The organism is Candidatus Pseudothioglobus sp. Uisw_050_01, from assembly GCF_048085775.1.
GTDB lineage: Bacteria > Pseudomonadota > Gammaproteobacteria > PS1 > Pseudothioglobaceae > Pseudothioglobus.
This window is the reverse complement of sequence record NZ_CP159804.1, coordinates 1384863-1400411: the sequence shown is the minus strand read 5'-3', so window position 1 is coordinate 1400411 and position 15549 is coordinate 1384863. Positions and strand designations below refer to the sequence as shown.

16 protein-coding genes are annotated in these 15549 nt (G+C 35.6%); 11 read left to right on the top strand and 5 right to left on the bottom strand.

What is annotated here, in order from left to right; all coding sequences use genetic code 11:
- Nucleotides 1-6 precede the first annotated feature (6 nt).
- From ABXT51_RS07060 to ABXT51_RS07020, 9 genes are all read left to right on the top strand, one after another.
- The gene (locus ABXT51_RS07060; RefSeq protein ID WP_416653548.1) at nucleotides 7-822 is read left to right on the top strand and encodes a carbohydrate ABC transporter permease; all 816 of its coding nucleotides are present in this window, start codon (nucleotides 7-9) and stop codon (nucleotides 820-822) included.
- A complete protein-coding gene (locus tag ABXT51_RS07055) occupies nucleotides 819-1607 on the top strand; it encodes an SDR family oxidoreductase (protein WP_416694860.1) in 789 nt (262 codons plus the stop codon). Before ABXT51_RS07060 ends, ABXT51_RS07055 begins: the two co-directional genes overlap by 4 nt.
- Nucleotides 1608-1615: 8 nt before the next feature.
- Complete coding sequence (locus tag ABXT51_RS07050; protein WP_416694858.1) at nucleotides 1616-2500, top strand: AraC family transcriptional regulator; 885 nt, start codon at nucleotides 1616-1618, stop codon at nucleotides 2498-2500.
- Between the two features lie 4 nt (nucleotides 2501-2504).
- Nucleotides 2505-3938 (top strand): mannitol dehydrogenase family protein, encoded by a 1434-nt coding sequence (locus ABXT51_RS07045; protein ID WP_416694856.1) that lies wholly within the window; start codon nucleotides 2505-2507, stop codon nucleotides 3936-3938.
- Nucleotides 3939-3970: 32 nt separating this feature from the next.
- Nucleotides 3971-4966: an ABC transporter ATP-binding protein gene (locus ABXT51_RS07040; RefSeq protein ID WP_416694853.1), complete on the top strand. Its 996-nt coding sequence runs from the start codon at nucleotides 3971-3973 to the stop codon at nucleotides 4964-4966.
- 107 nt (nucleotides 4967-5073) lie between these two features.
- The gene (locus tag ABXT51_RS07035; protein WP_416694851.1) at nucleotides 5074-5997 is read left to right on the top strand and encodes a carbohydrate kinase family protein; all 924 of its coding nucleotides are present in this window, start codon (nucleotides 5074-5076) and stop codon (nucleotides 5995-5997) included.
- A gap of 121 nt (nucleotides 5998-6118) precedes the next feature.
- Nucleotides 6119-7042, top strand: a complete 924-nt coding sequence (locus ABXT51_RS07030) for an ATP-binding cassette domain-containing protein (RefSeq protein WP_416694849.1) — start codon at nucleotides 6119-6121, stop codon at nucleotides 7040-7042.
- On the top strand, nucleotides 7042-7803 hold the full coding sequence (locus tag ABXT51_RS07025) for an ABC transporter permease (protein WP_416651412.1): 762 nt from the start codon (nucleotides 7042-7044) through the stop codon (nucleotides 7801-7803). The genes ABXT51_RS07030 and ABXT51_RS07025 overlap by 1 nt, the downstream gene beginning before the upstream one ends.
- An 18-nt stretch (nucleotides 7804-7821) precedes the next feature.
- Nucleotides 7822-8664: an MOSC domain-containing protein gene (locus ABXT51_RS07020; RefSeq protein WP_416694847.1), complete on the top strand. Its 843-nt coding sequence runs from the start codon at nucleotides 7822-7824 to the stop codon at nucleotides 8662-8664.
- Between the two features lie 21 nt (nucleotides 8665-8685).
- Here the strand turns inward: ABXT51_RS07020 and bioC are convergent, their stop codons facing one another.
- From bioC to cmoB, 3 genes are all read right to left on the bottom strand, one after another.
- Entirely contained in the window at nucleotides 8686-9471 is a 786-nt protein-coding gene (bioC, locus tag ABXT51_RS07015) for a malonyl-ACP O-methyltransferase BioC (RefSeq protein WP_416694845.1), read from the bottom strand.
- The gene (locus ABXT51_RS07010) at nucleotides 9459-10367 is read right to left on the bottom strand and encodes a metal ABC transporter solute-binding protein, Zn/Mn family (protein ID WP_416694843.1); all 909 of its coding nucleotides are present in this window, start codon (nucleotides 10365-10367) and stop codon (nucleotides 9459-9461) included. The genes bioC and ABXT51_RS07010 overlap by 13 nt, the downstream gene beginning before the upstream one ends.
- A gap of 61 nt (nucleotides 10368-10428) precedes the next feature.
- Nucleotides 10429-11394, bottom strand: a complete 966-nt coding sequence (cmoB, locus tag ABXT51_RS07005; protein WP_416694841.1) for a tRNA 5-methoxyuridine(34)/uridine 5-oxyacetic acid(34) synthase CmoB — start codon at nucleotides 11392-11394, stop codon at nucleotides 10429-10431.
- 89 nt (nucleotides 11395-11483) lie between these two features.
- Here cmoB and ABXT51_RS07000 point away from each other — a divergent pair, with 89 nt between their 5' ends.
- Both ABXT51_RS07000 and ABXT51_RS06995 read left to right on the top strand, forming a co-directional pair.
- Nucleotides 11484-12383, top strand: coding sequence for a hypothetical protein (locus tag ABXT51_RS07000; protein ID WP_416694838.1), 900 nt, complete (start codon nucleotides 11484-11486; stop codon nucleotides 12381-12383).
- 103 nt (nucleotides 12384-12486) lie between these two features.
- Nucleotides 12487-14229, top strand: a complete 1743-nt coding sequence (locus tag ABXT51_RS06995) for a hypothetical protein (protein ID WP_416694836.1) — start codon at nucleotides 12487-12489, stop codon at nucleotides 14227-14229.
- 22 nt (nucleotides 14230-14251) lie between these two features.
- On the opposite strand, the gene frr is transcribed toward ABXT51_RS06995, so the two are convergent.
- A complete protein-coding gene (gene frr, locus ABXT51_RS06990; RefSeq protein WP_416694834.1) occupies nucleotides 14252-14809 on the bottom strand; it encodes a ribosome recycling factor in 558 nt (185 codons plus the stop codon).
- Between the two features lie 3 nt (nucleotides 14810-14812).
- Nucleotides 14813-15535, bottom strand: coding sequence for a UMP kinase (pyrH, locus tag ABXT51_RS06985; protein WP_416694831.1), 723 nt, complete (start codon nucleotides 15533-15535; stop codon nucleotides 14813-14815).
- Between the last annotated feature and the right edge of the window lie 14 nt (nucleotides 15536-15549).

The following is a 15549-nucleotide window of genomic DNA, read 5'->3' as shown; positions in this document are numbered from 1 at the left end:
AGAAATATGAAAAAAATAAAGCACCAATCGAGGATATTGGCTTGCTGGACTTTAGCTATAATTTTCTTTTTTCCTATTTTTTGGATGGTTCTAACGAGTTTTAAAACTGAGCTTCAAGCAATCTCCATTCCACCACTTTTCATTTTTGAGCCAACTTTTGAAAATTTTTCAATTGTCCAGGAAAGAAGTGATTATTTTAAGTATGCCACTAACTCGCTAATTACTTCTTTTGGTGCAACAATTTTTGCGCTAATTATCGCTGTGCCTAGCGCATATTCAATGGCATTTTTCCCTGGAAAATATACGAAAGATATTTTACTTTGGATGCTATCTACCAAGATGCTTCCAGCTGTTGGTGTTCTTATGCCTATTTACTTACTAGCTGATGCAGCTGGCTTGCTAGATACCAAAACTGTTTTAATAATTATCTTTGCAATGATGAATTTACCAATTATTATGTGGCTATTATTTTCATATTTTAAGGAAATACCAAGTGAAATTCTTGAGGCTAGTAGGATGGATGGGTGTAGCACATTTGATGAATTAAGACATATTGTATTACCTCTTTCTTGGGGTGGTGTTGCTTCAGCTGGTCTTCTAAGTATTGTTTTATGTTGGAATGAGGCATTTTGGGCAATTAATCTAACTGCTGGAGATGCTGGCACTTTGACAGCGTTGATTGCTTCATATTCAAGCCCAGAAGGATTATTTTGGGCAAAACTTTCTGCCGCTTCAACACTTGCATGTGCACCTATTATTGTATTTGGGTGGTTTTGTCAAAAACAGCTAGTTCAAGGCTTAACTTTTGGAGCTGTGAAATGATGAATAAAAAACAATACTCAGGGCCTAATTTATCAGAAGCCATTATTCTTGTTACAGGTGCTAATGGAGGCATTGGATTTGACATTGTAAAGTCTGCATTAAAATCTGGAGCTAAAGTTCTAGGAACTGATGTAGTAATTAGCAAAGACCTTGAAGAATTACACCTAAATGCTAGCTTGGAATTAAGAGCTTATGACCTTTCTAAAGATAATCATCTTGAAGAGTGCCTTTTATGGGCAGATTCACTGGGAGTCAATGTACTCATTAATAATGCTGCAATTTTTGATATGGCTCCTTTATTGGAGGCAGATCTTGAGCAGTTTGATAAGTTATTTGCGGTGAATGTTAGGGCTATGTTTGCGATGATGCAGGGTGTTGCTAAGAGCTTAGTTTCGCGAAATGAAAAAGGTGTGATTATTAATTTTTCAAGTCAAGCGGGTAGGCGTGGGGAAGCTTTGGTTTCTCATTATTGCGCTACAAAGGCAGCAGTAATAAGTTACACGCAATCTGCCGCATTGGCTTTAGCGCAGAAAGGAATTAGGGTGAATGCAGTAGCGCCAGGCGTTATTGATACTCCAATGTGGGATAAAGTTGATGCATTATTTGCTAAATATGAGGATCTTGATATTGGAGAAAAGAAAAAAAAGATTGGAAAATCTGTCCCACTAGGTCGGTTTGGTACTCCATCAGATGTAACTGGAGTTGTATTATTTCTAGCCTCTAACCAATCTAAATATATTACAGGTCAAACTATTAATGTTGATGGTGGCAATGTTTTAAGTTAAGGAAAAGTATGTCAATAATAGATAGAATAAAACCAGAGTTTGAAATCGTTGATAAAGTAGAGACGATTCGGTATTTAGAGCATGGCTGGCCCACAGCGCTTTGCCGCTGGCATGCGCATGAAGAGTATGAGCTGCATTTAGTTGTAAAAACTTCAGGTAAGGTTTTTGTAGGTGATTATGTTGGACAATTTTCACCTGGATCTTTATTTTTGACTGGACCTAACTTGCCACATAATTGGGTCACTGAAGAGAGTTCAAGTAATCTAGTCCCATTAAGAGATATGTTGATTCAATTTAATCATGAAACATTGAAAAAGGCATTTACAGCGTTTCCTGAATTTGTGGAATTAGATCATCTTTTAGAGTCATCACGCTCTGGAATTGAATTCAAGAATTATGATCCAGAACTTGCCAAAAAACACTTAGAGTTAATACGTGATAGTCAGGGTATGAAAAGACTGTTGTATTTTTTAAATTTTCTTCATGAGCTTAATGAATGGTCAGAAAAAGTAACGTTATCACTAACTAAATTAAATCCTAGCTTATCTTCAAGTAGTCAACATCGAATTAATGAAGTTGTGAATTATGTAATAGATAACTACAAAAATAACATTTCATTAGTTGAGGCGGCAAAAATTGCAAATATGAGTGAGAGTGCATTCTCAAGATACTTTATGAAAACAACAGGAAATCGATTTTCAGAATTTGTCTCAAGAATTAGATTAGGAAGGGCATGCGTTATGCTCTATGAAACTGATAAAAATATTTCAACTATAGCCTTTGCATCTGGCTATAACAATCTTGCTAATTTTAATAGACAGTTTGTTAAATTAAAAGGTATGACGCCAAGAGAATACAGAAAGACAGCATATAAAGGATTAATAAGTGAATAAAGGTATGACAAAAAACATAAATGAGAGTAATTCTCTAGTTAAAGCTAGTTTTGAACCTGCCAACTGCAAGGTTGGAGTAATTCATATTGGTGTGGGAAATTTTCATAGGGCGCATCAAGCAGTATATTTTAATAATATCTTAAAGAATGCAAGTTCAAACAATTGGGGTATTGCTGGAATCAATCTAAGGAAAGAGCAGAGTAAATTAATTATGGATTTGAAAAAATCTAATAATAACTATATCTTAAAGACTGTCTCTGCAGCTGGAGAAGCTAGGCATGAAGAGATAAAATCAATTATAGAGTTATATGATTGGGAGATTAATGATAGAGAAATTCAACATCTTTTTTCATCTAGTAATGTTCAATTGGTAACAACTACGGTTACTGAAAGTGGTTATTATTTTGATAAAGACAAGCAATTAAAAATAACAACAAAAGATATTCAAAATGATCTAAATGGAGGTACGCCATTAACTATTTTTGGGGCCCTTGCAAAAGGTTTGAGAGTAAGAATGGAAAGTAATGGTCTGCCAATAACTATTGCGTGCTGTGACAATATTCAAGAAAATGGCATTATGTTAAAACATTGCTTTAATCAGTATTTAAATGAATTAGGCGATGAAGTTTTATTAGATTGGGTTTCAAAAAATACCAGTTTTCCATCTAGTATGGTTGATAGAATTACACCTAAAGTTAATGCCAAAGAGCTACTAAAAATTCAAGAATCTTTTAGTCGAAGCGAAGACTGTTCAGTTATCTCTGAAGACTTCATTCAATGGGTAATTGAAGATAAATTTTCTGGAAAAAAACCCCCTCTTAGTTCTGTTGGAGTTGAAATTGTTGATGACATAGAGCCCTATGAAAATACAAAAATTCGTATCTTGAATGGGGGGCATACTGCTCTTGCTTATCTTGGTGTTTTGCAAGGATATAAAACTTATGATCAAGCTTTAAGTGACCCTGAGTTGTCTAATTTTTTTGACTCAATACAAGTTAAAGAAATTATTTCATCTTTGCCAATAGAGCCTTCAATTAATTATTTAGATTACTTATCTACAACTAAGAGAAGGTTTGGAAATCAAAATTTACCTGACTCTTTGTCAAGAATTTGCATGGATGGAGGCTCTAAGTTCCCTATATTTTTATTGCCAGTCATCGAGTGGCATTTATCAAAAGGAGAGACTCCTGAGTTCTCATTAAAGGCTATTGCAAGTTGGTATATTTTCCTATGTCAAGTGATTACTAATAAGGTAACTTTTGAATATGTTGAGCCAAAATGGAGCATGTTAACTCCTTTTTTAGTCGAAGGTGGTGAGCTTGGCTTTGCAAAAGATTCAGAACTTTGGGGAGATGTTCCACAAAAGTACCCAGACTTTGTTGATGGAGTCATTAAAGAAATTCAAGCAATGAAAGAACAATATCAGATTAATTTTTAAAATGTAGTTAGGCGTATACGAGGAGAGTAATTTTGGCTGAAATTAAATTAGAATCAATACATAAAAATTTTGATGAAGTAAGTGTCATTAAGGGTGTTGATATTGAAATTCATGATGGAGAGTTTGTTGTTTTTGTGGGGCCATCTGGCTCAGGTAAATCTACTTTACTAAGAATGATTGCTGGTCTTGAGGATATAAGTTCAGGACTCTTAATGATTGATGGTGAAGAAATGAATGATGTGCCACCATCTAAAAGAGAGTTGGCTATGGTATTTCAATCCTATGCTTTGTATCCTCATATGAGTGTCTTTGATAACTTAGCTTTTGGACTTAAATTGGCAAAGGTAAATAAAAGTGAAATTAAAGAGCGCGTTGAGAAGGTGGCTGAAGTCTTACAAATTCATGATTATTTAGAGAGGCTTCCTAAACAATTATCTGGTGGGCAGCGACAACGAGTTGCTATTGGTAGGGCAATTATTAGGGAGCCTAAGGTTTTTTTATTTGATGAGCCTCTATCTAACTTAGATGCAGCTTTAAGGTCTGATATGAGAGTTGAGCTTGCAGAGCTTCATGAAAAGCTTAGTGCTACAATAATTTATGTAACGCATGATCAAATTGAAGCTATGACTCTTGCTGATAAAATTGTTGTTCTGAATAATGGGTTGGTTGAGCAAATTGATACTCCCACTGAACTCTACAATAATCCAAAAACTGAATTTGTTGCAGGCTTTATTGGGTCTCCAACTATGAATTTTTTAAGAGGTGATATAGTTGATAAAAGTGGTGCAGAGGTTTATGGAGTAAGACCAGAACACATTTCACTTTCTCCTAATAAGGGCAAAATAAAATGTACTTTGAAGCATCTAGAGAATCTAGGTGCAGATACCTTATATTATATGCAGTCAGAAGATTATCAGCAAATTACAGTTAGAGTTGAAGGTATGGGTTCCCATAAAAAAGGTGAAATATTGTTTTTAGATTATGATGAAGCCAATGTGCACATGTTTAAAGATGGAAAACGAGTTTAATTTAACTAATTAAAACTATCTAGATTGTTTGTATAAAATTAGTTGACTTACTTGTTGCTATATTTAGTATTTAATTTTTAATAATGTAACCTTTAAATAAGTTTCTCATGATAATTTGTGCTGGTGAATCTTTAATTGATATGGTGTCTTTTTTAGGTGAGGTTGAATATACTCCTCATGTCGGTGGAAGTAACTTTAATTCTGCAATTGCTCTTGGTCGTTTAGGTACCAATAGTTATTATTTTGGTGCTGTGTCAAATGATAACTATGGAAAACTAATAGAGGGCTCCCTTAAAAACTCTAATGTCAGAGAAGAATTCATTATAAAAACTAACCGACCAACCACTCTTGCCTATGCAGATGTGGTTAATGGTATTGCAGAATATACATTTGTTGATGAACATTCAGCTGGACGAATGCTAGATAAGGCTAGTTTAAAGCCTTTTTTGAGTAGAGTGATGAAGGCAAAAGCATTATTAGTTGGAGGGATTAGTCTGCAAGCGGAGCCCTGTGGATCAAGTTGGCAGTGGTTAGTTGAACAAATCTCAGGCCATTTACCGATTTATTTTGATGCTAATATCAGGCCTGATTTTATTGAGGTTAAGAATGATTATGTTAATCGATTCAAAAAACTTACTTCAAAAGTTGACATAATAAAAATTTCTGAAGACGATTATCGTTATCTTTTTGGTGCACAGGATTTTAAAGAAGTTAGCAAAGAGTGGCTCAAGAATGGCGTTAAATTAGTTATCTTGACATTAGGTGGAGATGGATCAAAGGTAATTTTTGATGGTGGCAAAGAAGTATATGTCAAGAGTAACCAAGTTGAAGTTGTCGATACAATTGCTGCGGGCGATAGTTTTAATGGAGGTTTTCTGTTTAGTCTTGAACAACAAGGGTTTCTTAGTAGAGATAAATTGAGTTTTATGGAAGAAACTTCTCTTAAAAAAACACTCACTTTTGCAAATCAAGTTGCAAGCTTAACTGTTATGAAGAAAGGTGCAAATCCACCTTGGCTTAATGAGATTTAAATAGCCTTGTAGATTAGATCTATTTATGACAATTTATCAAGAGTCTGTTTTCAATATTTAAGGCAATACATTCTTAGTGAAAGGTTAAAATACTTTTTTCGATTCCCCCGATTAGATATCAATGCAAACAATTATTTCAATTAAGAATTTATCAAAAGTTTATGATTCTGGCTTTAATGCTTTGAAAAGTATTAATCTAGACATAAATACAGGCGAGATATTGGGACTCTTGGGTCCAAATGGAGCTGGCAAAACAACTTTAATTTCAACAATATGTGGAATTGTTTCTCCAACCTCTGGCGAGGTTACTGTTGATGGCTTTGATATTATTAAGGATTTTAGAAAAACACGATCAATAATTGGTCTTGTGCCACAGGAGCTAACTCTTGGATCATTTGATACAGTTTGGGGGACAGTTAGGTTTAGTAGGGGTTTATTTGGAGCTAAGAGAGATGATGCTTATCTTGAAGAGCTCTTAAAAGACTTATCTCTTTTTGATAAAAAAGATTCTGAAATTAGAATGCTTTCTGGAGGAATGAAGAGGCGAGTTCTGATTGCTAAAGCACTCTCTCACAACCCTAAAATACTGTTTCTTGATGAGCCTACTGCGGGCGTTGACGTTGAGCTACGTAAGGATTTATGGAAGATTGTTAACGTATTGAAATCTAAAGGCGTTACCATAATTTTGACGACTCACTATATTGAGGAAGCTGAAGAGTTAGCTGATAGGATTGGAGTTATTAGTAATGGCGAACTTTTACTTGTTGAGAAAAAAGCGCATTTGATGGAAACTCTTGGAAAGAAGCAGTTAATTGTTGAGCTAAAAGAGTCACTTTCCAAACTACCTTCTTCTCTTGATAAGCACAATATTGAGATTTCTGAAGATGGTATGCATATTTCATACACGTATATTGTTAAAGATGAAGAAACTGATATGTCTGAAGTACTCCAGGAAATTACAAATTCTGGATTGCATATAAAAGACCTTAAAATTGTTCAGAGCTCACTCGAAGATATATTTGTAGACTTAGTTAAGGAAAAATAATGAATTTAATGGCAATCAAAGTAATTTATTTAAACGAGATGATGCGTTTCTGGAATACACTTTTTCAGAGTGTCGCCTCTCCAGTAATATCAACAGCTCTATATTTTGTAGTCTTTGGCTCAGCAATTGGTTCAAGGATTGAAAATATTGATGGCATTTCTTATGGGCTTTTTATTGTTCCGGGCTTGACAATGCTCTCTGTATTAACCCAAAGCATCTCAAATGCATCTTTTGGTATCTTTTTTCCAAAATTTACAGGCACGATTTATGAGCTTTTATCTGCCCCTGTCTCATTCTATGAGACTTTAATTGGTTATGTTGGAGCCGCTGCAACTAAGTCATTAATTTTGGCAACTATCATCTTACTTACTGCGAACCTCTTTGTTGATTTGAATATTGCGCATCCAATCTGGATGCTGAGTTTTTTAGTTTTGACCTGTGTGGCATTTAGCTTATTTGGTTTTATCATTGGTCTATGGGCTGATAACTTTGAAAAGCTACAAATAATTCCACTTTTAATTATTACTCCATTAGTATTTTTAGGTGGAAGTTTTTATTCAATCAGTATGCTCCCACCGGTATGGCAGAAGGTCACTTTATTTAACCCTGTTCTTTATTTGGTGAGTGGTTTCCGTTGGAGTTTCTTTGAAATTTCAGATGTTGGAGTCGGAGTGAGTCTACTAATGGTTTTACTTTTCTTAAGTATTTGTATTGCTATAATAGCCTGGATGTTTAACACTGGTTATAAGTTAAAACAGTAAGTTAAATTCAGGGGCTTTATGGTTCAAATTACCGATCTATTTATCTATCCTGTTAAATCACTCAAAGGTATTGCCCTAGAAGAATCAATGACTGCGCTGCGTGGTCTTGAGTATGATCGTGAATGGATGGTGACTACTATTGATTACGAATTTATTACTCAGCGCGAAATTGAGTCGATGTCAATGATTGAAGTGAGTATTGATTCAGGCGCTTTAACACTTAGCTCAAAGAATAACACTAAACATAATATTCCTTTGGATTCAATTAAATCTGAGCTAATTAAGGCATCTGTTTGGGGTGATATTTGTGATGCCTATGATGAGGGCGATGATGTTTCGTTGTGGCTAACTAGCGTCTTAGGTCAGTACAAAGGTAAGTCCCTGAGACTTGTGAGGTTTGCCAGTCAAGGGCTTCGCCCAGTGCCCTCTAAGTATCTTGAAGGAACGGAGGCTCAGAGTGCATTTTCTGATCAATTTCCCTATCTAATAACGTCATGGGAGTCTCTAGATAAGCTGAATAAAGGTCTCATTAAAAATGGCTCTCAAGTAGCTAAAATGGATCGCTTTAGGCCCAATATTGTTGTCAAAGGTATTGAAGATCTTGAAAAAAAAACATCTCAAAATTTTTTATGCCAGCAAAGTGGGTATAGCTTTGGACTAAGAAAGCCCTGTAAGCGCTGCAAAATTATTACGATTAACCAAGATGATGGAAAAATTGATAACCCAAAAGAGCCTTTAGCAACCCTAACTTCTCTGAGGTTTAATGATGAGATAAATGGTGCATTTTTTGGACAAAATGCGATTTTGTTATCGACGAAAAATTACATTCTTAAAGTGGGTGATGAGCTTTCAATTGGCTAGTTTAGATAGCGCTATTCTGGTTTAATTCTCCAGTGAAATAGCGCCAAGCTTGTTTTCGTTTTTCCAGGCATGTCCATAAATTACTTCGTAAGTTGCTGGCAGTTTTCCATCAGAGCGATAGCTTTCGTACATCTCTATCATTTTTTTAAATTTAGTTTTCCCTGTGAGCGCTTTTGATCGGCTACCTACATTTTGTGCACCAATTGATTTCAGGTCATGCATTAAGTCAAGCACATTTTCATAGGTGAGGGTTATATTCTCCATTTCCATTATTGGGCTTTGAAAGCCTGATTGAAGCATCTGGTCGCCTATATCATGCATGTCAATAAAATCATTAACATGCGCGCTACTATCAACTGCTGACCAACTCCGTTTAAGCTCCTTTAGAGTATCTGGACCAAAGGTAGTGAAAAGAATTAAGCCCTCAGGCTTTAGAACTCTAAAGCATTCATTAAAAAGTGCTTTTAAATCAGGACACCACTGCATCATTAAGTTAGAAACAATAAAGTCAACGCTATTTGAAGCAAACGGAAGCTCGTAGGCATTTGCACAAACCTTTAAGTTTTGAGAATTTTTTAAAAGTGATTGTTGCGCAAAATCCACACAAATTAGATTTGCATTTGGAAATATTTCAGCTGTTTTATTACTAAGAAGACCAGTGCCAGAGCCAAGATCAATTATTGTTTGAGGCTTAATTGAAATGACTTTCAATTTTTCAGCCAGTCTATTTGCTATTTCACTTTGAAGAAAGGCATTATCATCATAATTGCTAGCGGCGCCATTAAAAGTGCTTCTTATTTTAGACATGAGGCCAATTGACTTGAGATTCTTTTCATTAAGTTAAAGTATTGATCAGGCCCTGCTGGATATTTGGTTCCCAAAATATCAATTTCGAATGTTTTTAAGCTGAGACCTTCCGACAAGACGCTTATTTGATTTAGCTTGGCCTCTTGTCCATAGAGTAGACACGAAACACTTAAATCACTCATAGCTTTCTTGGCCATAAGAGTTCTAATAATGCTCAATCTTGCTCCATGATATGGAGTGATGATAGCAGGCCGTAAAAGATTCATGCTCTTTTCGAAGTACTGCGTAGTGTCTGAAAATACTGCAAACTGTGAAGCTAGAAAAGGATCAATCTCTTTTTCTAAATCTATTTTTAGTTCCTCAAGATCAAGCATTAATTCTAGAAAATTGTTATTATATTTATCTTCGTTGACTGGATCTATTTTAATGAGCAGTTTATTAATATGTTTGGCTATAAGCTTCATGTTGTTAATATCTAGCCATAGATGTAAATCATAAATATTCTCTTCATGCTCATCAGCGTCATCATGTTCCTTTGACTTAAGTATTTCAGACCTCGATTTATGGATACTGAGATTATTCAAACTAATAATTTGAAATAGCGAATCATCTTCTATATTTTTAATTGCTTTTCTTAATCCAGATTCAAAGTCTCCACTAATGATTATTACTAAGTCAGCATTTGCGAGCATCTGGACTTGTGAGGGCTTCAAGTGAAATGTGTGTGCTGAGTTATTTGATTTAAGTAATAGCTGTGGCTCTGCAATGCCGTTCATAAGGCTCATCACGATACTATGAATAGGCTTAATACTGACTACGACAGATGGCGTTGATTGTGCAGCAACATTTTTGATAGCTAAAAGAAAAATAAAACTTAGTAGAAGACGATATTTCATAATAAGACTAAAATTGAAATTGAAGATAAATTATACGTTAATCGATGAATTCAACTTTGAATTAGTTGTTGCAAATAATGATTACTCGAGTAGGTGCAGGGTGACCTTCTTTTGTGAGAGATGAGTCAGATGGGTCAAGGAAATCCTCTAATGAAGCCGCATTATCTCCAATCCACTCTGTTCTTCTTTGCTCTTCAGAGGAAGTTTTACTAATATCAATAACTTTAATATTTTCGAATTTGGCATCAACAAGCCATGATTTCAGAGTCTCAACACTAGGAAGGCAATGAACATTCCGCATTTGAGCATAGCGACCATCTGGGATAAGTGAGTACCCATTTTGACCTTCAACTACTAAGGTCTCTAATATAAGCTCTGCGCCTGGCACCATCATATCTTTTAACTGAAGCAAATGTTCCATATGACTTCTTTGATGATAAAGAACACCCATTGAGAAGACAGAGTCAAAGATTGATAATTTAGGTATTTCTTCAAGTCTAATAGGAAGAAGCATCACATTAATGTCTTTATTAACTAACGATTTAATTGCAGCATACTGGTAATTAAATAAAAGGAAAGGCTCAATTCCTAGTGCTTTCTTGGCGCCTTCCATCGCCATTCTTAATGTGAAATAGCCATTTCCAGCACCTACATCAAGAACTCTTCGATTTTTTAATGGAGTAATGTGCTTTTGCAGACGTTTCCATTTAATATCACCTTGCCATTCGCTCTCAAGTTTTAAATTATTGAATATGAATGGGCCTTTCCTCCATGGCAGAAGTCTTTTGAGTGCCTTTTCGAGTAATATAGGGTCAGCACTATTTTGATCTATTCTAATGTAGGGTTCATTTAGCTCTATTTCACCTTTAGGTATCGCTTTTAACTCATCCAATGCTATAGTCCATTTAGGAATATTTCCGTTGTTAACGTTGAAAGCATCTAGGCTTATTCTGAGGCATTTATCTGCAATTTTTTGGAGTGATGAATCATTGAAAAATAGCTTAAATTCATCCGTAAATAAAATCATAAATTAAATATGTTCATAAAATATATCTAGTATAAAATAAAGTTAGATATATATACATATATTACTTTTAACTCTTATTGGAGATTAGCGTGATAAATAAATCAATTAAATTTTTTATAATCTTTTTCCTTTCATTTAATGTTTTTGCTGGTGGTGATGATCGTGATGATGCTTACTATGCAAATTTAGATGAAGAATTGGCTGCCTTTGAAGCTCAAATTGCTGCTGATCTTGAGGCTGATGCATTAATGGCCGAAATAGAAGCAGAGATGGCAAGACAAGCTGCCCTTGATGCCTTTCAGGCAAAACTAGCTGCAGATAAAGCTGCTGCTGCGAAGTCAACAGCCGCCTATCAATCTAAACGTGCAAATGATGCAAAGATTGCTGCGCTTATGGATCAGTTGAATACTGAAAAAGAATTGGCTAACTTTGAAGCACAACTTGAGGCTGAATTAGCCGCACAAGAAATGATGGTCGAAATAGAAGCAGAGATGGCAAGACAAGCTGCCCTTGATGCCTTCCAAGCTAAACTAGCTGCGGATAAAGCTGCTGCTGCAGCGTCAACTGCCGCTTATCAAGATAGTCTTTTAGATGCTGAGTTCGCAGCGCTTGAGGCTCAAATTAAAGCTGAATTGGATGCTGCTGAAATGATGGCTGAAATTGAGAGAGAAATGGCTCTTGCTGATTTCCTTCAAAAACTAGCTGATGAAAAAGCTGCAGCTGCAGCGTCAACTGCTGCTTACCAAGCCTCACTTGCTGAAGAAAAAGTTATAGGTGTCATTGAAGAGGTTGTTGTTACAGAAGCTGCACATGAAGCATGTAAATATGCGTTAAATTTATCTGAAAGTAATATTGCACTCTTCGAATCTGGATTGGCTGATGGAACTTTATTTAATAAAGGCCCTCAGGGTGCAAACGGAACTGAATTTTCAGCCAATAGATGGGACAAGTACGCAAACTGTGTTACTAACTATGTAAACCCTTTCTAGGGTTTAAGATAATTAGTCATTTTGCTTACTTAATGTAAATGCAGAATGTGTCAGAAATAAAAACCCAGGGCTTGCTCTGGGTTTTTTTATTTATAATGAATTTATGAAAAATAATTTAATAAGTATTCTTATAAAATTAGCATGTATTTTATTACTATCATTTAATGTCCACTCAAGTGATGATTTAAATGACTCACTCCTGAAGGACGATAACGATATTATGCTGATAGATGAATTTAGTTCATGCACAGATCAATATGAAATTAATGATTTAGAAGCTAATAACATTACTTCTTCACTTTTGTTATCTGGAGAAACCCTCTTTGCTCCAGGTGACATGATTATTGGTTCAACAAATGCAAGAGCCATTGTTGACTCATATGATCCTTCATCAAATAAATTGATATATTATCAAACTGCTGAAACTGGTTTTAAATCATTCTCTATAGGTGAAAAACTTGTCGGTAAAGGTGAAAACGTTTCTACTATTAAAGAGTTTATTCTTGATTTTGGAGTTCCTTGCTCTGATCTTGTTGTCTCAATTGAAGAAAGTCCTGAGCAAATGATGTTTATTTTTGCTGACTCTGATGAAGCAATTAAAGCTAAATTAGCCGCACAAGAAATGATGGCCGAAATAGAAGCAGAGATGGCAAGACAAGCTGCCCTTGATGCCTTTCAGGCAAAACTAGCTGCAGATAAAGCTGCTGCTGCGAAGTCAACAGCCGCCTATCAATCTAAACGTGCAAATGATGCAAAGATTGCTGCGCTTATGGATCAGTTGAATACTGAAAAAGAATTGGCTAACTTTGAAGCACAACTTGAGGCTGAATTAGCCGCACAAGAAATGATGGTCGAAATAGAAGCAGAGATGGCAAGACAAGCTGCCCTTGATGCCTTCCAAGCTAAACTAGCTGCGGATAAAGCTGCTGCTGCAGCGTCAACTGCCGCTTATCAAGATAGTCTTTTAGATGCTGAGTTCGCAGCGCTTGAGGCTCAAATTAAAGCTGAATTGGATGCTGCTGAAATGATGGCTGAAATTGAGAGAGAAATGGCTCTTGCTGATTTCCTTCAAAAACTAGCTGATGAAAAAGCTGCAGCTGCAGCGTCAACTGCTGCTTATCAAGATAGTCTTTTAGATGCTGAGTTCGCAGCGCTTGAGGCTCAAATTAAAGCTGAATTGGATGCTGCTGAAATGATGGTCGAAATAGAAGCAGAGATGGCAAGACAAGCTGCCCTTGATGTCTTTCAGTCAAAACTAGCTGCGGATAAAGCTGCAGCTGTAGCGTCAACTGCTGCTTATCAAGATAGTCTTTTAGATGCTGAGTTCGCAGCGCTTGAGGCTCAAATTAAAGCTGAAGTGGATGCTGCTGAAATGATGGCTGAAATAGAAGCAGAGATGGCAAGACAAGCTGCCCTTGATGCCTTTCAGGCAAAGGTAGCTGATGAAAAAGCTGCAGCTGTAGCGTCAACTGCTGCTTACCAAGCTAAACTTGCTTATGATATGAGGGTTACTAAAATTATGGATGACTTAATTGTTCAATTAGATGAACTAGGTATTATTGATGATTATAAATCGACTATCAAACATGAGCTTATAAAAGAAGCGACAGAGAAGTTAGAAGATGAGAAATTTATTGGTACAATTTCTGGAGAAATAGTAACGGTCGCGATACATGATTTTTGCAAGGTAAATTTAGGGTTATCAGATAGCAATATTGAACTTTTCCAGAAATCATTAGAAGGTGGTTATTTAGGAAATGTTGGTCCTCAGGGAGCAAATGGAACTGAATTTTCACCGAATAGATGGGATGACTATATAAATTGTGTTGGCTCTAAAAGAATATAAAAAATTATTTACTAAGTAACAATTATATTTCTAATAACGAACTCTCTTTTTCAGATAAAGACCTTTCAATTAAAGAGATATGCTGATCTGTGATTTTTTGTATATTATCTTCAGCTCTATGTGACTCATCTTCTGATATTTCTTTTTCTTTAAGGAGCTCTCTAAAGTCAGATATAGCATCTCTTCGAATATTTCTTATTGCCACGCGCGCATTTTCAGCTTCATCACGAACAACTTTTACTAATTCTTTTCTGCGTTGTTCAGTTAGAAGGGGCAAAGGAATTCGCAAAACCTGTCCTTGAGTGTTTGGGTTTAAACCTAAATCAGACATCATAATTGCTTTTTCAATTGGTCTAACCATATCTTTTTCCCAGGGTGAAACCTTAAGAGTTCTTGAGTCTTCAGCGCTTACATTAGAAACTTGTGAAAGAGGAACCATGCTGCCATAGTATTCAACTGTAATTTGATCAAGTAGTGAGGGGTGAGCCCTTCCAGCACGAATCTTACTAAAGTCAGTCTCAAGAGAAGCGAGTGATTTACTCATTCGGCTATTTGCATCACTGTGAATTTCATTAATCATTATTTATTCTCCATTTTGACTAACAATCGTGCCAATTGATTGGCCATTTAAAATATTAGCTAAAGCATAATTATCATCAAACATACTAAAAACACAAATCCTTATATTATTTTCTCGACATAACGCAAATGCGGCAGTGTCCATAACCTCAATATTTTTTTCAATAGCCGAATCAAAACTAAGTGCGTCAAACTTTATAGCATTCGAATCTTTCAATGGGTCACTTGAATAAATACCATCGACCTTAGTAGCTTTAAAGACAATATCAGCCTCAATTTCAACAGCTCTTAATGCCGCAGCAGTATCAGTTGTAAAGCAAGGACTTCCAGTGCCAGCAGAAAAAATAACTACCTTACCTTCTGATAGAGCATTTTTAGCTTTAGTATAATTAAAAGGATCACAAACACCACCGCCAATCGAAAAGCCAGACATGACAATTGAAGGAATATTATTTCTTTTAAAAGCGTCTGATATTGCTAATGCATTCATCACTGTAGCAAGCATTCCAATATGATCTCCAGTGATTTTGTTCATTCCATCACTTGCAAGCGCTGCGCCGCGATAGATATTTCCACCACCAATTACTATGGCTATTTCAACGCCAAGATCCAAGGCAGATTGAACAATAGTGACTACTTTTTTTAGCATTTCAGGATCAATATTATTATTGTCACTTTTTAGTGCTTCACCACTAAGTTTAAGTAAGATTCGACGATAAGAAACCATGTGCTAAGAATTGA

Excerpts from the sequence above, each read along its gene's own strand:
- frr (WP_416694834.1), bottom strand. The coding sequence starts at position 14,809 with ATGATTAATGAAATTCACAGTGATGCAAATAGCCGAATGAGTAAATCA.
- ABXT51_RS06995 (WP_416694836.1), top strand. The coding sequence starts at position 12,487 with ATGAAAAATAATTTAATAAGTATTCTTATAAAATTAGCATGTATTTTA.
- ABXT51_RS07055 (WP_416694860.1), top strand. The coding sequence starts at position 819 with ATGATGAATAAAAAACAATACTCAGGGCCTAATTTATCAGAAGCCATT.
- ABXT51_RS07010 (WP_416694843.1), bottom strand. The coding sequence starts at position 10,367 with ATGAAATATCGTCTTCTACTAAGTTTTATTTTTCTTTTAGCTATCAAA.
- ABXT51_RS07020 (WP_416694847.1), top strand. The coding sequence starts at position 7,822 with ATGGTTCAAATTACCGATCTATTTATCTATCCTGTTAAATCACTCAAA.
- ABXT51_RS07025 (WP_416651412.1), top strand. The coding sequence starts at position 7,042 with ATGAATTTAATGGCAATCAAAGTAATTTATTTAAACGAGATGATGCGT.
- ABXT51_RS07030 (WP_416694849.1), top strand. The coding sequence starts at position 6,119 with ATGCAAACAATTATTTCAATTAAGAATTTATCAAAAGTTTATGATTCT.
- ABXT51_RS07060 (WP_416653548.1), top strand. The coding sequence starts at position 7 with ATGAAAAAAATAAAGCACCAATCGAGGATATTGGCTTGCTGGACTTTA.
- bioC (WP_416694845.1), bottom strand. The coding sequence starts at position 9,471 with ATGTCTAAAATAAGAAGCACTTTTAATGGCGCCGCTAGCAATTATGAT.
- ABXT51_RS07045 (WP_416694856.1), top strand. The coding sequence starts at position 2,505 with ATGACAAAAAACATAAATGAGAGTAATTCTCTAGTTAAAGCTAGTTTT.
- pyrH (WP_416694831.1), bottom strand. The coding sequence starts at position 15,535 with ATGGTTTCTTATCGTCGAATCTTACTTAAACTTAGTGGTGAAGCACTA.
- ABXT51_RS07050 (WP_416694858.1), top strand. The coding sequence starts at position 1,616 with ATGTCAATAATAGATAGAATAAAACCAGAGTTTGAAATCGTTGATAAA.
- ABXT51_RS07035 (WP_416694851.1), top strand. The coding sequence starts at position 5,074 with ATGATAATTTGTGCTGGTGAATCTTTAATTGATATGGTGTCTTTTTTA.
- cmoB (WP_416694841.1), bottom strand. The coding sequence starts at position 11,394 with ATGATTTTATTTACGGATGAATTTAAGCTATTTTTCAATGATTCATCA.